This is a genomic window from Chelativorans sp. J32, assembly GCF_000518985.1.
Taxonomy (GTDB): domain Bacteria; phylum Pseudomonadota; class Alphaproteobacteria; order Rhizobiales; family Rhizobiaceae; genus Chelativorans.
Window position 1 is genome coordinate 127,774 of sequence record NZ_JAEQ01000008.1, and the last position, 14,683, is coordinate 142,456.

15 protein-coding genes are annotated in these 14,683 nt (G+C 62.3%); 11 read left to right on the forward strand and 4 right to left on the reverse strand.

The features are described from left to right. Positions 1–171: 171 nt before the first annotated feature. The 4 genes from glyS to CHEJ32_RS24685 all read left to right on the forward strand — a co-directional run bounded on the left by glyS (position 172) and on the right by CHEJ32_RS24685 (position 5,876). The gene (gene glyS / locus CHEJ32_RS0112930; RefSeq protein WP_028034248.1) at positions 172–2,592 is read left to right on the forward strand and encodes a glycine--tRNA ligase subunit beta; all 2,421 of its coding nucleotides are present in this window, start codon (positions 172–174) and stop codon (positions 2,590–2,592) included. 81 nt (positions 2,593–2,673) lie between these two features. After that, complete coding sequence (locus CHEJ32_RS0112935) at positions 2,674–3,627, forward strand: L-threonylcarbamoyladenylate synthase (RefSeq protein ID WP_028034249.1); 954 nt, start codon at positions 2,674–2,676, stop codon at positions 3,625–3,627. A 21-nt stretch (positions 3,628–3,648) separates the two neighbouring features. Continuing rightward, entirely contained in the window at positions 3,649–5,082 is a 1,434-nt protein-coding gene (locus CHEJ32_RS0112940) for an FAD-binding oxidoreductase (RefSeq protein WP_028034250.1), read from the forward strand. 197 nt (positions 5,083–5,279) lie between these two features. Further along, positions 5,280–5,876 (forward strand): DUF6101 family protein, encoded by a 597-nt coding sequence (locus CHEJ32_RS24685; protein WP_051469649.1) that lies wholly within the window; start codon positions 5,280–5,282, stop codon positions 5,874–5,876. A 28-nt stretch (positions 5,877–5,904) separates the two neighbouring features. Here CHEJ32_RS24685 and ubiA read toward each other — a convergent pair whose 3' ends face one another. Then, entirely contained in the window at positions 5,905–6,888 is a 984-nt protein-coding gene (gene ubiA, locus CHEJ32_RS0112950; RefSeq protein ID WP_028034251.1) for a 4-hydroxybenzoate octaprenyltransferase, read from the reverse strand. A gap of 156 nt (positions 6,889–7,044) precedes the next feature. On the opposite strand from ubiA, the gene purD reads away from it, so the two are divergent. Further along, on the forward strand, positions 7,045–8,331 hold the full coding sequence (gene purD, locus CHEJ32_RS0112955; protein WP_028034252.1) for a phosphoribosylamine--glycine ligase: 1,287 nt from the start codon (positions 7,045–7,047) through the stop codon (positions 8,329–8,331). A 95-nt stretch (positions 8,332–8,426) separates the two neighbouring features. Beyond that, positions 8,427–9,077: a glutathione S-transferase family protein gene (locus CHEJ32_RS0112960; protein WP_028034253.1), complete on the forward strand. Its 651-nt coding sequence runs from the start codon at positions 8,427–8,429 to the stop codon at positions 9,075–9,077. A 72-nt stretch (positions 9,078–9,149) separates the two neighbouring features. Here CHEJ32_RS0112960 and CHEJ32_RS0112965 read toward each other — a convergent pair whose 3' ends face one another. Both CHEJ32_RS0112965 and pdxH read right to left on the reverse strand, forming a co-directional pair. Further along, the gene (locus tag CHEJ32_RS0112965; RefSeq protein ID WP_028034254.1) at positions 9,150–9,371 is read right to left on the reverse strand and encodes a hypothetical protein; all 222 of its coding nucleotides are present in this window, start codon (positions 9,369–9,371) and stop codon (positions 9,150–9,152) included. Between the two features lie 121 nt (positions 9,372–9,492). Further along, on the reverse strand, positions 9,493–10,122 hold the full coding sequence (gene pdxH, locus CHEJ32_RS0112970; RefSeq protein ID WP_084032796.1) for a pyridoxamine 5'-phosphate oxidase: 630 nt from the start codon (positions 10,120–10,122) through the stop codon (positions 9,493–9,495). A gap of 34 nt (positions 10,123–10,156) precedes the next feature. Here pdxH and CHEJ32_RS26285 point away from each other — a divergent pair, with 34 nt between their 5' ends. The 4 genes from CHEJ32_RS26285 to CHEJ32_RS0112990 all read left to right on the forward strand — a co-directional run bounded on the left by CHEJ32_RS26285 (position 10,157) and on the right by CHEJ32_RS0112990 (position 13,177). After that, positions 10,157–10,582, forward strand: coding sequence for an RT0821/Lpp0805 family surface protein (locus CHEJ32_RS26285; RefSeq protein WP_051469650.1), 426 nt, complete (start codon positions 10,157–10,159; stop codon positions 10,580–10,582). Between the two features lie 119 nt (positions 10,583–10,701). Continuing rightward, on the forward strand, positions 10,702–11,610 hold the full coding sequence (locus CHEJ32_RS0112980; protein WP_028034256.1) for a DnaJ C-terminal domain-containing protein: 909 nt from the start codon (positions 10,702–10,704) through the stop codon (positions 11,608–11,610). A gap of 109 nt (positions 11,611–11,719) precedes the next feature. After that, positions 11,720–12,538 carry an enoyl-ACP reductase FabI gene (gene fabI, locus CHEJ32_RS0112985; RefSeq protein WP_028034257.1) on the forward strand — a complete coding sequence of 273 codons (819 nt, stop codon included), beginning with the start codon at positions 11,720–11,722 and terminating at the stop codon, positions 12,536–12,538. A 51-nt stretch (positions 12,539–12,589) separates the two neighbouring features. Next, positions 12,590–13,177, forward strand: coding sequence for a histidine phosphatase family protein (locus CHEJ32_RS0112990; protein ID WP_028034258.1), 588 nt, complete (start codon positions 12,590–12,592; stop codon positions 13,175–13,177). A gap of 3 nt (positions 13,178–13,180) precedes the next feature. Here CHEJ32_RS0112990 and CHEJ32_RS0112995 read toward each other — a convergent pair whose 3' ends face one another. Continuing rightward, entirely contained in the window at positions 13,181–13,429 is a 249-nt protein-coding gene (locus CHEJ32_RS0112995) for a DUF1344 domain-containing protein (protein WP_028034259.1), read from the reverse strand. A 155-nt stretch (positions 13,430–13,584) separates the two neighbouring features. Between CHEJ32_RS0112995 and aroC the strand changes: the two genes are divergently transcribed. Further along, entirely contained in the window at positions 13,585–14,679 is a 1,095-nt protein-coding gene (gene aroC, locus CHEJ32_RS0113000) for a chorismate synthase (RefSeq protein WP_028034260.1), read from the forward strand. The last annotated feature ends 4 nt before the right edge of the window (positions 14,680–14,683 follow it).

Here is a 14,683-nt window from a genome sequence, read left to right on the forward strand (position 1 = left end):
GAGGCGCGAGGATGCTCAAAAAAGAAAACGGCATGCGGGCGGAGATTCACTGATGCCCGACCTTCTTCTTGAACTTCGCAGCGAAGAAATCCCCGCCCTGCCGCGCGCCCGCAGCGCCGGAGGCGCGAGGACGCTCAAACAAAAGAACGGCACGCGGGCGGAGATTCACTGATGCCAGACCTTCTTCTTGAACTTCGCAGCGAAGAAATCCCCGCCCGCATGCAGCGGAAGGCCGCGGGCGACCTGAAGAAGCTCCTGACGGATGGTCTGGTGAATGCGGGGCTCACCTACGAGGCCGCCACCGAATACTGGACGCCGCGCCGCCTGGCGCTTGATGTCCGCGGCGTCACCGCCCGCTCGCGCGATGTGCGCGAGGAGATCAAGGGGCCGTCCACCAGCGCGCCGGAACAGGCGATCCAGGGCTTTCTCCGAAAGGCCGGCCTCACCGATATCGCCCAGGCGCATGTGCACACCGACCCCAAGAAGGGCGATTTCTACGTCGCGCACATCGAAAAGAAAGGCCGTCTCGCCGAAGAGATCATCGCCGAACTGATGCCAGCCATCATCCGCGATTTCCCCTGGCCGAAATCCATGCGCTGGGGCGCGGCCTCCCGCAATCCGGGCTCGCTGCGCTGGGTCCGCCCGCTGCAGTCCATCATCTGCACCTTCGGCCCGGAGACCGAGGAGCCGGTGGTGGTCGATTTCGAGATCGACGGCATCCGCTCCGGCAACGTCACCTACGGCCATCGCTTCCACGCGCCGGGGGCGATCACCGTCCGCCGTTTCGATGACTATGTGGAGAAGCTGGAACAGGCGAAGGTCGTACTCGATGCCGAGCGGCGCAGGCGCATCATCCTTGATGACGCGAAGAACCTTGCTTTCGCAAGCGGCCTGGAACTGGTCGAGGACGAGGGCCTCCTGGAAGAGGTCTCCGGCCTTGTCGAATGGCCGGCGGTGCTGATGGGTGAGTTCGAGGAGGCCTATCTGGAAATCCCGCCTGAGGTCGTCCGTCTGACCATCCGCGCCAACCAGAAGTGCTTCGTCACGCGCCCGCAGGGCGAGGCGGGAAAACTCTCCAACCGTTTCATCATCACGGCCAATATCGAGGCTTCGGATGGCGGCAAGGAGATCGCCTACGGCAACGGCAAGGTAGTACGCGCGCGCCTTTCCGACGCGCTCTATTTCTGGAAAACGGACCAGGCCGACCTGCCGGACCTCGACCGGTTAAAGGACTCCGCCGAAAAATTCGGCCTGGATCTCAAGAAGCCGCTCGACCAGCGCATGGCGCGGCTCGACCATCTGAACGTCACCTTCCATGCCAAGCTCGGCACGCAAGGCGAGCGCGTGGAGCGCATCCGCCGGCTGGCGCGCGAGTTGGCCCCGATCGTCGGCGCCGATCCTGCGCTTGCCGAACGCGCGGCCGTGCTCGCCAAGGCCGATTTGCAAACGGAGGTGGTGGGCGAGTTCCCGGAACTCCAGGGCGCAATGGGCCGCAAGTATGCCGAGCTTCAGGGCGAGCACCCGTCTGTCGCCCGCGCGCTCGAAGAGCATTACAAGCCGCTCGGGCCGTCAGATATCGTGCCGACCGATCCGGTCTCGGTGGCGGTCGCGCTTGCCGACAAGCTCGATACGCTCGTGGGCTTCTGGGCCATCGACGAGAAGCCGACAGGGAGCAAGGACCCGTATGCGCTCCGCCGCGCCGCGCTCGGCGTGATCCGGATCGTGGTGGAGAATGGGGTGAGAGCTGAACTGTCCGAGCTTATAGTGGGCGCAATGCTCCCAATATTGGCAATCTTGCAGGATCGCTTTGCCGACAAGAAAATGCTCAACCATTTTGCTCACTTGATGATGGTTGAGCGATCGACCAAGCGTATGACAACTAGGCAAAAGATTGCATTCTTGTTGGTTGATTCTCCTCCGCGATTAGCGTTTCCGTATGATCCCATTGTGGCTAGCGATGACCTCCTCTCCTTCTTCCACGACCGCCTGAAAGTCTACCTGCGCGACAAGGGCGCGCGCTACGATCTCATCGACGCGGTTCTGGCGAGTGGCCGCCCGATCTCTCCCCTTGAGGGGGAGATGTCGCCGAAGGCGACAGAGGGGGGTAAGGACACCGCCAAGGCACTGCCGGGCATCTCCCCCTCAAGGGGGGAGATCACGCCTTCATCCAACGACGACCTGCTCCTGATCGTTCGCCGTGTCGAAGCGCTTTCGAACTTGCTCGGCACCGAAACCGGCCAGAACCTGCTCGCGGGCACCAAGCGGGCGGCGAACATCCTTGCGGCCGAGGAGAAGAAGGGTACCAGGATTGCCGAGGCCGTCGATCCCGCGCTTCTCAAGGAAGAGGCGGAGATGCGCCTCTTCAGCGCGGTGAATCAGGCCGAGAAGGAAGCCGGCGAAGCGATTCAGAAACAAAACTTTTCCGCCGCCATGACGGCGCTGGCCGCGCTGCGCGAGCCTATCGATTCATTCTTCGAGAAAGTCCTCGTAAATGACGAGAATGATTCAATACGCGCCAATCGCCTTGGCCTCCTGAAGCGCATCCGTGAGGCGACCGGTCAGGTGGCGGATTTCTCGAAGATCGCGGGGTAGGCCATCAGCCGCGGCAGTTAGGCTAAGCCTTGCCCTCGGCCCTTCGTCGGGATAGGCACCTTGCAGTAAAAGGGAATGAGCGTGGCCGAGATCCTTCCGCAGGAGAATGCTCTTGACGCAGCCAGCCGCCTGCTGGTGACGGGGGAGCCGGTCGCAATCCCCACGGAGACGGTCTACGGACTTGCAGCTGATGCCACCAATGGCGAGGCGGTCGCTCGCATCTTTGAGGCGAAGGGCAGGCCCCGCTTCAATCCGCTCATTGCCCATGTGGCCGATGTCAATATGGCGCAGCGGATCGCTCACTTCTCACCGCTAGCGCAGCGCCTGGCTGAAGCCTTCTGGCCCGGCCCCCTCACGCTCGTATTGCCGCAGCGCGACGCTTCAGGGATTCATCCGCTCGTCACCGCCGGGCTGGACACGATCGCGCTGCGCTGCCCGCAAGGTTTCGGCCGTGAGGTGATCGCCCGGCTCGGGCGCCCGCTCGCTGCTCCCAGCGCCAATATATCCGGCCGCGTGACGGGAACCACCGCGCAGGCGGTAGACGCGGCGCTCGGTGATCGCATCAAGCTTATTGTCGATGGCGGCCCGACCAGGGTCGGACTCGAATCCACCATCGTCAAAGTGGCGGAGGACGGGATCGTCCTCCTGCGCCCGGGCGGACTGGCTGTCGAGGAGATCGAGCGCGCTGCTGGTGCGCCGGTGAAGCGTGGGGCACGGGGCGTTCAAGCTCCGGGAATGCTCGCCTCGCATTATGCACCGCAGGCGGGGATCAGGCTCGACATCGACGAGATTCTGCCGGGCGAGGCGCTGCTTGCCTTCGGGCCGGACCGGGCGAGGGGAGCGGCACAGGCTGTCCTGACCCTCAATCTTTCGCCCGCCGCGGATCTTCGCGAGGCGGCGGCCAATCTCTTCTCCTATCTCTCCAAGCTCGATGCTTCCGGTGCTAAGACCATCGCTGTCGAGCCGGTGCCCAGGCATGGGCTCGGAGAAGCGATCAATGATCGTCTGGCGCGGGCGGCCGCCCCACGGGATTGAGCCGGCATGGAGTGAATGCCCATGGATATTGAGACGGATATGCTTGATCCAGCCCTCGTTGAGCGCTTCGTTGCCATTGTGGGCGAGCGGCACGCTCTTACGGATCCAGCCGATATCGCTCCTCATCTCATAGAGCGTCGTGGCCTGTGGAGTGGCGGCCGCAGCAGCCTGGTGCTGAAGCCGGGCAGCACGGCGGAAGTAAGCAGGATCCTGAAGCTCGCAACGGAGACGGGCACGCCGATCGTTCCGCAGGGCGGCAATACAGGTCTTGTCGGTGGCCAGATGCCGGATGCCACGGGCCGCGAAGTCATCCTTTCCACCGCGCGTCTCAACCGTATCCGGGAGATCGACCTTTCCTCCAACACCGCAACGGTCGAGGCCGGTGTCGTGCTCCAAGTGCTCCAGGAGGAGGCGGCGAAGAATGATCGCCTCTTCCCGCTTGCTCTTGGCTCGCAAGGGTCTTGCCAGATCGGCGGCAATCTCTCCTCGAATGCCGGCGGTATCGGCGCACTCGCTTACGGCGTGGCGCGGGATCTCTGCCTCGGCCTGGAGGTCGTCCTGCCCACCGGTGAGATTTTCGACGACCTTCGCAAGCTCAAGAAGGACAATACCGGCTACGATCTGAAGGATCTCTTCATCGGCGCCGAGGGCACGCTGGGCGTCATCACGGCAGCGGTCGTGAAGCTCTATCCCAAGCCGAAGGGGCGTGAGCTTGCCTGGGTGGGCCTCGGTTCACCAGTCGATGCTCTGAGGCTGTTCGAGCTTGCGAACGACAAGGCCGGCACGGCGCTCACAATGTTCGAACTGATAGAGAGAACCCCGCTCGATTTCGTGCTGCGGCATTTTCCAGTGCACCGGCCGCCCTTGGCCGAGCCTCATCCATGGAACGTGATGCTCGAGATCTCCTCGGGCCGTTCGGCAGAAGACGCGCGCGCCCTCATCGAGGACATACTGGAGACCGCCTTCGAGTCAGATTACGTTAACGACGCGACCATCGCGCAGAACGAGACCCAGCAGCAAGTGCTGCGCCAGATGCGTGAAGACATGTCGGACGCCCAAAGGCACGAAGGCAGCTCGATCAAGCACGACATCTCCGTGCCGGTGGCTGCAATCCCCGAATTCATTGCCCGCGCTGCACTGGCCGTCCAGGAGATCGTGCCCGGCGCCCGCGTCGTTTGTTTCGGCCACATGGGCGATGGCAATCTGCACTACAACATCGCCCAGCCTGTCGGTTTCTCCGCAGAGGAATATCTCGGCCACTACCGGGCGATGAACGATGCGGTGCACGCCATCGTCCGTTCCCTCGGCGGCTCTTTTTCGGCCGAGCACGGCATCGGCCGCATGAAGAGGGAGGAGCTTCTTGCCACCCAGTCACCGGTCGCCACGGATCTCATGCGCCGCGTGAAAACGGCGTTCGACCCGGCGGGCATCATGAATCCCGGCAAGGTGATCTGAACCCCGTCACTTCGGTGAGAAAGTCTTCACAAAGCTTATCTTGTCGTAAAATGCGCTGGCGCGTAATCAGCAAAATTTAACTGACTTTCTAAGCCCGGAAGTAAGAACCCCGGGGCTAGTCTTCCCTCCATACAGACCGGGTCAACTGGTCGGGGAGAACCGGACAACCGGCTCTCGGGAGCAACAGGAAGGCAACAATGGCAATTGGTCTGAAACCGGTCTGGGCTGGGCGGGCGCTACGGCTCGATCCGTTCCGCCTGCCGCAGGTGGTAAGCTACGCAGCGCAAGATAGTTTTGGAGAGGTAACCTTCACGATCGGTCCTCGTGGCGTCCGCATGCGCCGCGTCCTGGACAAGGCTCAGCTGCCGGTCACCTTCGCCTTGCCCCCGTCCGCTTTCCGTGGCGTTGCCGCGCGCGCGATCGAGGATGAGGATGGCCAGGTGACGATCACGCTGGAACTCCTCCACACCGACCCGAAATTGTCCGTGCCTCTGCTTGTGGCTGGGGACCTCGACGATGTCGCTGCCGATTGGCGTGCCTGGGCGGAAGCCTTTCAACTGCCGATGCTGTTGGTCGAGTCCGACGGCATAGCGCGCACCCTCGATGAGTCGTTGGGGAATGTGAAGAAGCGCGTGGCGCAGGATCGACGCCAGGGCAGCGCCGTGCGCCTGCGTCGTCCCCGCTTCCTCGCGCGCCGCAGGAAAGGCACGCTCGGCCTGCGTCTCGTGGTCGATGGCGAGGAGATTATCGCCGCAGGCCCGGCTGGTCGTTCGGACACGCAGGAAGCGCTGTAGAGATCACTGCCGGGGTGGAAGCCGGCAATCAGAAATACGGGCTGATCGAGGCCCAGGCTCCTCCGCAAAGGAGGCCCAGAAAGATCAGCCAGCCCACGACCGAGTTGGATTTGAACAGCGCCAGGCACTGATCCGGATCGTCGATATCGAGGACCCGGATCTGCCGCGCCATATGCGCGCCGGCCGCGACCAGCCCGGCAAGCGCCGGCATGGGCACGGCGGCAAGAGCAAAGGCGACGGCGAAGAAGAGAAGCGCTCCGCCATAGAGCGCGACGAGCCAGCGTTTGGTATGCTCCGCGAACAGGCGTGCGGTGGAGCGGACGCCGACCAGCGCATCATCCTCCTTGTCCTGATGGGCATAGATCGTGTCATATCCGATCACCCACAGGATCGAGCCGCAATAAAGGAGGAAAGGCGCCAGCGATAGGCTGCCGAAATATACGGCCCAGCCCATCAGCGCACCCCAGGAAAATGCAAGCCCCAGAAAGAACTGGGGCCAGTCCGTGAATCTCTTCGCGAAGGGATAGACCGCCACCACCAGGAGCGACGCGAGCCCCACCAGGATTGCGAAGGCATTGAACTGCAAGAGCACCAGAAGCCCCACCAGCGCCTGCGCCACGAGGAAGGACCACGCCTGCTTCCGCGAGACCTGGCCGGAGGGAAGCGGGCGCGAGCGGGTCCGCTCCACCTTCTCGTCGATATCCAGGTCGACGATGTCGTTATAGGTGCAGCCGGCACCGCGCATCGCGATGGCACCCACGAGGAAGAGGAAGAGGTGCCACAGCGACGGCATCTCGCTTAATATCCGGGCGCCGGGAACGGCACCTGAGGCAGCGGCCATCGCAAGAGACCACCAGCAGGGCCAAAGCAGGAGCTTCCAGCCGATCGGACGATCCCAGCGGGCAAGCTGAGCATAGGGCCAGGCTATGCGAGGCAGGAGGCGGTAGACCCAGTGGCCGGACGGCGCATCGGCAACACGGCCACGCATCTGCCGGGATTGGATGACGTCCATCTGCACTAACCTCTCGCCTGCGGAGACGCGAACTGGAGTGGCAAGCCGGGCGGTCTACGTCAAGCCAATCCTTTCTTGATATGTCTTCTCGCGGCTTGACCTCGGCCCGTTTCGGCCATAGCCCGGTGTCACGAAATCGGGATAACGGGCAGGTTCATGAAAGTTCTCCTCATCGGGTCGGGCGGGCGCGAGCATGCTCTGGCGTGGAAACTGACCGCTTCGCCTCTCCTGGAGAGACTCTATGCCGCGCCTGGAAATCCGGGCATTGCCAAACATGCCGAATGTGTCGAGCTCGATATCCGCGATAATGGTGCGGTGGTCGATTTCTGCCGGGACAATGGGGTGGACTTCGTGGTGGTCGGCCCTGAGGCGCCCCTGGTGGCGGGTCTTGCCGATGACCTGATCGCCGCCGGGATTCCGGTCTTCGGGCCGACGGCTGAGGCAGCGCAGCTGGAAGGGTCGAAGGGCTTCACCAAGGATCTCTGCGCAGCATACGGCATTCCCACCGCCGCCTATGCCCGCTTCGGTGATGCGACGCATGCCAAGGATTATCTGCGCAAGGTGGGCACCCCCATCGTCATCAAGGCGGACGGGCTGGCCGCCGGGAAGGGCGTCACGATCGCCATGACCGAGGACGAGGCCTTTGCTGCCGTCGATGATTGTTTTTCCGGCATTTTCGGCGATGCAGGCGCGGAGGTGGTGATCGAGGAATTGTTGGAGGGTGAGGAGGCGAGCTTCTTCTGCCTCTGCGACGGCAAGACGGCGCTGCCATTTGGAACCGCACAGGACCACAAACGTGTGGGCGAGGGCGATACGGGTCCGAATACCGGCGGAATGGGCGCCTATTCCCCGGCGCCCGTAATGTCGCCCGAGATGATTTCCAGGGTGATGGGGGAGATCATCGAGCCGACATTGAAGGGCATGGAGGAAAAGGGGGCGCCGTTCATTGGCGTGCTCTATGCAGGGCTCATGATCACGGACGAAGGTCCGAAGCTCATCGAATACAATGTGCGCTTTGGGGATCCCGAATGCCAGGTGCTGATGCTCCGGCTGAAGGACGATCTTTTATCATTGATGAAGGGCGCGGTCGATGGCCAGCTTGCGCATATGTCCGTGCGTTGGAGCGACGATGCGGCACTCACCGTGGTCATGGCTGCAAAGGGTTATCCCGGCACGCCCGAAAAGGGTTCGGTGATCCGGGGATCGGAGGCCGCTACGGCTGAAGGCGTCGAGATCTTTCATGCCGGCACCGCCCTGAAGGACGGCGAACTGGTCGCAAATGGCGGCCGCGTGCTCAACGTGACGGCGCTCGGCAGCACCGTGACCGAAGCGCGGGACAAGGCCTATGACGCCATCGGCCGGATCGATTGGCCGGAGGGTTTTTGTCGACGCGACATCGGTTGGCGGGCGATCGAGCGGGAAGCGGCTGGAACGAAGCCCTGACCCGCCGTCATTCGACACTGGATTATCTTCAAGCAAGGGCGTCGGAATCTCCATTGGCCAGTCGTCTTCAAGGCGGATGAGCCACGGAGAGGACAATGACCCCCATCATTACGGCCTTTGAACAGTCCCCCGATCGCGGCAGGGGCCTCGCGCGTGACATGCGCGTTCGCTGGGCCCTTGAGGAAGTGGGACAGCCTTACGAAGTTCGCCTTCTTTCGTTCAAGGCGATGAAGGAACCCGCGCATCTGGCGCTTCATCCATTCGGGCAGATCCCGACCTATGAGGAAGGCAATCTCACCTTATTCGAGTCGGGGGCGATCGTGTTTCACATTGCGGAGCGGCATGCGGGCTTGCTGCCGGAAGACGCGAACGCCCGGGCTCGCGCGATCACATGGATGTTTGCGGCGCTCAGCACGATCGAGCCCCCGGTGGTCGAGCGAGAAATGGCCAGGTATCTGGAGGGCGAGGAGACCTGGTACGAGCAGCGCCTGCCTCTGGTCGAGGGGCGTATCCGCAACCGGTTGCGCGAGCTTTCCGATCGTCTCGGCGATGCCGACTGGCTCGACGGGGCTTTCAGCGCCGGTGACCTGCTAATGGTGACGGTCCTGCGCAGATTAGAAGGATCGGGGCTGGTGGAGGAATATCAGAACCTCTCCGCTTATGTCGACCGTGGTAAGGCGCGGCCAGCCTACAAGCGTGCCTTCGAGGCTCAACTGGCGGTTTTTAGAGCCGCGTCGGCCGGATGAGAAAAGAAGGGCGCCTCCGCAGCTCTGCAGCCTTATCGCCGAGGCGCCGCAGTTCGCCCCGCAACGACAGACCTAATCGCCCTCGAAGGGATCGGGCGCAGGACCGGTGGGTAGCGTGCCTTCGGCGGAGCGCTTCTGGTGATGGGCGAGCGAACATTGGATCGAGCAAAGCACGCCGCGGTCCGACCAGTAAGCCGCCCCGTTCTCGATCAAACCTTGGTAATAGGCGAAGCCCGGAGTGCCCATCGCCTTGCCGCACTCAACGCATTTGAACTTTTCCGGTCGCGCGAGCATGGCGCCTCCATCTCTTCCCCTTCAATCTAACCGCTAGGCCAGACATGCTCAACGACCGCGTGAGTTTGCGATGGTCTTGGCAGTGAAGGGGATCGGGATGCGCCGGGCCCACGACCGGCCGTCAGGGATAGAGCCTGGTCTTCGACCAGCCCTCGTCGCCCTCACGCTTGAAAAGGACGCGGTCATGCAGGCGGAAGGGCCGGTCGTGCCAGAATTCGATGCTGACCGGCACGATGCGGAAACCGGACCAGTAAGAGGGACGCGGGATCTCGCCCACTGCGAATTTGGCCGTGTATTCGGCGACTGCCTTTTCCAGCGCAAAACGGCTCTCGAGTGGACGCGACTGCTTTGATGCCCAAGCGCCTATCCGGCTGCCGCGCGGGCGCGATGCATAGTAAGCGTCAGCCTCCTCGTCGGGCACCTGTTCCACGGGACCCCTGACCCGCACCTGGCGACGCAGGCTTTTCCAGTGGAAACAGAGCGCTGCCTTCATGGACGATAAAATTTCCTGTCCCTTTACGCTTTCAAAATTGGTATAAAAAACGAATCCTCGCTCATCGAATCCCTTGAGCAGGACCATTCGTACGTTCGGCATCCCATCCGGGTCCACCGTTGCGAGCGCCGTGGCGTTCGGGTCGTTGGGCTCGGAGCGTTCTGCGTCTTGCAGCCATTCTGCAAAGAGGCGGAAGGGTTCTCCAGCTTCGGTGAAATCCGCTTGGTTTAAGTCATTTTTAATCATCGTGTTGCTCATTTTGTTTTCCTGAGGAGATCGCCGATTGTCTGGAATGACGCAAGAGACAGAAACCGGCAGCCGTTTGGCCCTGCGCACCTTTGGAAAGGTGGCGGCTCTTTTCGTCATATCTGTTTCAGCCCAGGCGTGCGTCATCGGTGGAAAGAAAGCCTCCCTCGACACGGTGCTTACGACGGGCTCTGTTCCGCGGCAAACACGTGTCTTTTCCGATGACAGCCTGGCGAAGGATGGACAGGCAATCCTCGCAGCGCTTTCGTCTGTCCCCGGCGAAACTGCCGGCCTGCCTTGGGAAAATCCCGAAAGCGGCGCCCGGGGCCTGATCACCGCTTATAGCGGTGAAGCGGAGTGCCTTGCCTTCACGACCACCCGAGAAAGCTTCGACGGAATCGGTCTCTATCAGGGGAAGGCCTGCCGCGATGCGGCCGGCAATCTGCGGATGCGCAGATTCGAGCAGCAATAGTGGACTCACGCCTCCCTCTGGAATTTGGCCGCCCGAATGCGCATATATCGGGTGAATGCTGAATCTATTGGCAAAAACACTCTTTCGCGGCACTTCCTGCCGCCTTTGGGCTAGGCAGAATGAGAGACCCTTATGAAGTGCTCGGCGTGTCGAAAAGCGCGTCGGCCAAGGACATAAAGGCGGCTTTTCGCCGCCTCGCCAAGAAATACCATCCCGACCAGCGGCCGGATGATCCGCAGGCGAAGGAACGCTTTTCCGAAGTCAACCAGGCTTACGAGATCCTCGGCGACGAGCAGAAGCGCAAAGCCTTCGACAATGGAGAGATCGACGCCGCGGGCAAGCCTCGTTTCCAGGGATTCGAGGCGGCCGGGGGTGATCCCTTTGCCGGTTTTCAGCGCGCTGGCGGAGGCCCGGGACGCACGCATTTCGAATTTCGCAGCAGCGGTTTCGGTGGCGATGCCGGCGATATCTTCAGCGAGATCTTCGGTCAGGCTTTCCGGGGAGCGCAGGGCGCGAGCAGCGCACGGCCCGAGGGGCTGGGCGATATCAACGCCACGCTGGATGTGAGCGTGGAGGATGTCGCTTCCGAAGCCAAGGTAACCGCAATCTTCCCTGATGGACGTCGCATCGCGGTCAAGCTGCCGCGCTATGTGGAAGATGGGCAGACGATCCGGCTGAAGGGGCAGGGTGCTGAAACGCCCTTCGGCGAGCGCGGAGATGCGCTGGTGAAGCTACGGCTGCGGCCGCATCCGCTTTTCCGCGTTGAAGGCCGCGATCTCCATGTGGACCTGCCCGTCAGTCTTCGCGACGCGGTGCTGGGCGCGAAGGTAACGGTCGATACCCCCACCGGAAAGGTCGCTGTGAAGGTTCCGGCATGGTCCAGTTCGGATCGTACCCTGCGCTTGAAAGGCCGCGGCCTTCCGCTGAAAGGCGGCGGCAACGGCGACCTCTATGCTCATGTGCGCATCATGCTGCCGGCGGGCGGGGATCCCGCTCTCGAGGAGCTTTTCCGCAAGGCCGAGGTCTGACAACTTTTCCGAGCAAAACCCGAGGGCGGTCTTTCCCGGTTGCACGCTTGATGCGATGCTGCCGCTGTGCGATACGGCGTCCGCCGCAACTTGAGTTCGGAGAATCGACATGGCAGGTGGGAATGGCCTGATGGCCGGCAAACGGGGTCTCGTTCTCGGCGTGGCGAACAACCGCTCGATTGCCTGGGGCATTTGCAAGGCATGTGCCGCCGAGGGGGCCGAGCTTGCCCTTACTTACCAGGGTGATGCCATGAAGAAGCGAGTGGAGCCGCTTGCCGCAGAGCTTGGCGCTCTCGTGGTCGGCCATTGCGACGTCACCGATCCCGACTCGATCGACGAGGTCTTCGCGGAGGTGGAGAAGCGCTGGGGCAAACTCGATTTTCTCGTTCATGCCATCGCCTTTTCCGACAAGGACGAGCTGACTGGCCGCTATGTCGAGACCACGCGGGAGAACTTCCTGCGCACCATGGATATATCGGTCTATTCCCTGACGGCCGTCGCCAAGCGGGCGGAGCGGCTGATGACCGATGGCGGTTCCATCATCACGCTCACTTATTACGGCGCCGAGAAGGTGATGCCGCACTACAATGTGATGGGCGTCGCCAAGGCTGCGCTCGAAGCGAGCGTCCGCTATTTGGCCGTCGATCTTGGCGACAAGAACATCCGTGTGAACGCCATTTCGGCAGGGCCGATCAAGACGCTCGCCGCGTCGGGCATCGGCGATTTCCGCTACATCCTGCGCTGGAACGAATACAACTCGCCGCTGAAGCGGGTGGTGACGATCGAGGAAGTGGGCGACACGGCGCTTTATCTGCTGTCGCATCTGTCTCGCGCGGTCACGGGGGAAGTGCTTCACGCCGATTCGGGCTACCATGTGGTCGGCATGAAAGCCGTGGATGCCCCTGATATTTCCGTGAACGGCGACTAGGCCATATCTCGATCCGAGGGGCGACGGCGCCCCGTTTCTGCGAGGGCAAGCGTGCTTCCGCTCGTGTACATCGTGCGCCATGGCGAGACCGACTGGAACGTGGAAGAGCGTCTCCAGGGGCAGGCGGATACCGACATCAACGAGCGCGGCCGCGTTCAAGCCGATCGCAACGGCCGCCGTCTCGCCGAGCTTGTGCCCGATCCCTCCTCATTCGATTTCGTGGCGAGCCCTCTTCGTCGCACGCGCGAAACCATGGAGCGCATCCGTCTCCAGCTTGGGATGCCGCCCGCGGGCTTCCGCACCGATCCGCGCCTTATGGAGGTGCATTTCGGTTCCTGGCAGGGCTTCACCTATAGCGAGCTCGAGGAACGATCTCCGGGCTGTACCGATGAGCGCACACGCAACAAGTGGCGCTTCCTCCCGCCGGGTCCGGGCGCAGAAAATTATGAGACGATGGCCTTGCGAATTCGCTCATGGCTTGATGAGGTCGCGCGGCCAACCATCTGCGTGACCCATGGCGGGGTCATTCGCGCAATCTTTCACTGGCTGGAAGAGATGCCCGGCGAGGACGCCGCCAGCCTGGAGGTCCCGCAGAATCGAATCCTGCGGATCCAAAACGGCAGGCTGGAATGGCTCTAGCCATTATTCCGGCAAGAACATGTCGGTAATCTGCCGCTCGCCTTTGTCATCGACCTGGTAGGCAATCACGACCTCAGCGCCGTCGCTGATCGCTTCCATGTCCACTTCGGGCGGGAGCTTGTACGTGGAGCCGTCATCGAGCGTGATCGTCATCGTCTCCGGGTCCACCGACGTAATCTTGCCTTCCGCATCGGCCGCCAAAGCCGGAGTGCAAATGAGCCCGAGGACAAGAGCTGCAACCGCGATTCGCATGTTTCGAAACCTCATCGATCTGATCGAGCAGGACCGCGACGTTACAAAAGCTACAAGTCGCAAATGTGTCCAAACCGAAGCAATGCGCGGTTTGACCGCGCCGCCAAACCAAAATAGAAGCATGGCCGCCCCCTTATGGGGAAGGAATCTTTTCGATGTCACACAACACATTCGGCCATCTTTTTCGCGTCACCACCTGGGGGGAGAGCCATGGCCCCGCCATCGGCTGCATCATTGATGGTTGTCCGCCCGGAATCCATTTCACGCGCGCCGAAATTCAGGCCGATCTCGACCGCCGCAGGCCGGGACAGTCCCGTTTCGTCACCCAGCGCCGTGAGCCGGATGAGGTCAAGATATTATCCGGCGTAATGGAGAAAGGCGATTCCCTGGTCACCACCGGCACGCCGATCTCTATGCTGATCGAGAATCTCGACCAGCGTTCCAAGGACTATGGCGAGATCGCCGAGCGCTACCGTCCCGGTCACGCCGACTATACCTATGACGTGAAATACGGCCTCAGGGATTACCGCGGTGGGGGCCGTTCGTCGGCGCGTGAAACCGCTGCCCGTGTGGCTGCCGGTGCGCTCGCCCGCAAGGTCGTGCCCGGCATGGTGGTGCGCGCAGCGCTGATTTCGATGGGCGAGAAGGATATCGATCGGGCGAACTGGAACTGGGACTTCGTGCACGATCCTGACAACCCCTTCTTCACACCCGATCCGCAATCCGTTCCCGTGTTTTCGGACTATCTCGACGGCATCCGAAAGGCCGGATCTTCCGTCGGCGCGGTGGTCGAAGTCGTGGCCGAAGGCGTGCCCGCGGGGCTTGGTGCGCCCGTCTATGGCAAGCTCGATCAGGATATCTGCGCCAATCTCATGTCGATCAACGCCGTCAAGGGAGTGGAGATAGGCATAGGTTTCGAGGCCGCGCGTATTCGTGGCGAGGAGAACGCCGATGAGATGCGGGCGGGCAATGACGGCCGGCCTCGTTTCCTGTCCAACAATGCCGGCGGGATTCTCGGCGGCATCTCGACGGGGCAGCCCATCATTGCCCGGTTTGCCGTAAAGCCCACTTCCTCGATCCTGACACCCCGCCGCTCGGTTGATCGGCAGGGAGCGGAGGTCGAGATCGTGACGAAGGGCAGGCACGATCCCTGTGTCGGCATCCGCGCGGTCCCGATCGGGGAAGCAATGGTCGCCTGCGCGATCGCCGACCATTATCTGAGACATCGGGGGCAAACGGGACAGGGATAGGACT

Excerpts from the sequence above, each read along its gene's own strand:
- glyS (WP_028034248.1), top strand. The coding sequence starts at position 172 with ATGCCAGACCTTCTTCTTGAACTTCGCAGCGAAGAAATCCCCGCCCGC.
- CHEJ32_RS0112940 (WP_028034250.1), top strand. The coding sequence starts at position 3,649 with ATGGATATTGAGACGGATATGCTTGATCCAGCCCTCGTTGAGCGCTTC.
- CHEJ32_RS24685 (WP_051469649.1), top strand. The coding sequence starts at position 5,280 with ATGGCAATTGGTCTGAAACCGGTCTGGGCTGGGCGGGCGCTACGGCTC.
- ubiA (WP_028034251.1), bottom strand. The coding sequence starts at position 6,888 with ATGGACGTCATCCAATCCCGGCAGATGCGTGGCCGTGTTGCCGATGCG.
- purD (WP_028034252.1), top strand. The coding sequence starts at position 7,045 with ATGAAAGTTCTCCTCATCGGGTCGGGCGGGCGCGAGCATGCTCTGGCG.
- CHEJ32_RS0112960 (WP_028034253.1), top strand. The coding sequence starts at position 8,427 with ATGACCCCCATCATTACGGCCTTTGAACAGTCCCCCGATCGCGGCAGG.
- CHEJ32_RS0112965 (WP_028034254.1), bottom strand. The coding sequence starts at position 9,371 with ATGCTCGCGCGACCGGAAAAGTTCAAATGCGTTGAGTGCGGCAAGGCG.
- pdxH (WP_084032796.1), bottom strand. The coding sequence starts at position 10,122 with ATGAGCAACACGATGATTAAAAATGACTTAAACCAAGCGGATTTCACC.
- CHEJ32_RS26285 (WP_051469650.1), top strand. The coding sequence starts at position 10,157 with ATGACGCAAGAGACAGAAACCGGCAGCCGTTTGGCCCTGCGCACCTTT.
- CHEJ32_RS0112980 (WP_028034256.1), top strand. The coding sequence starts at position 10,702 with ATGAGAGACCCTTATGAAGTGCTCGGCGTGTCGAAAAGCGCGTCGGCC.
- fabI (WP_028034257.1), top strand. The coding sequence starts at position 11,720 with ATGGCAGGTGGGAATGGCCTGATGGCCGGCAAACGGGGTCTCGTTCTC.
- CHEJ32_RS0112995 (WP_028034259.1), bottom strand. The coding sequence starts at position 13,429 with ATGCGAATCGCGGTTGCAGCTCTTGTCCTCGGGCTCATTTGCACTCCG.
- aroC (WP_028034260.1), top strand. The coding sequence starts at position 13,585 with ATGTCACACAACACATTCGGCCATCTTTTTCGCGTCACCACCTGGGGG.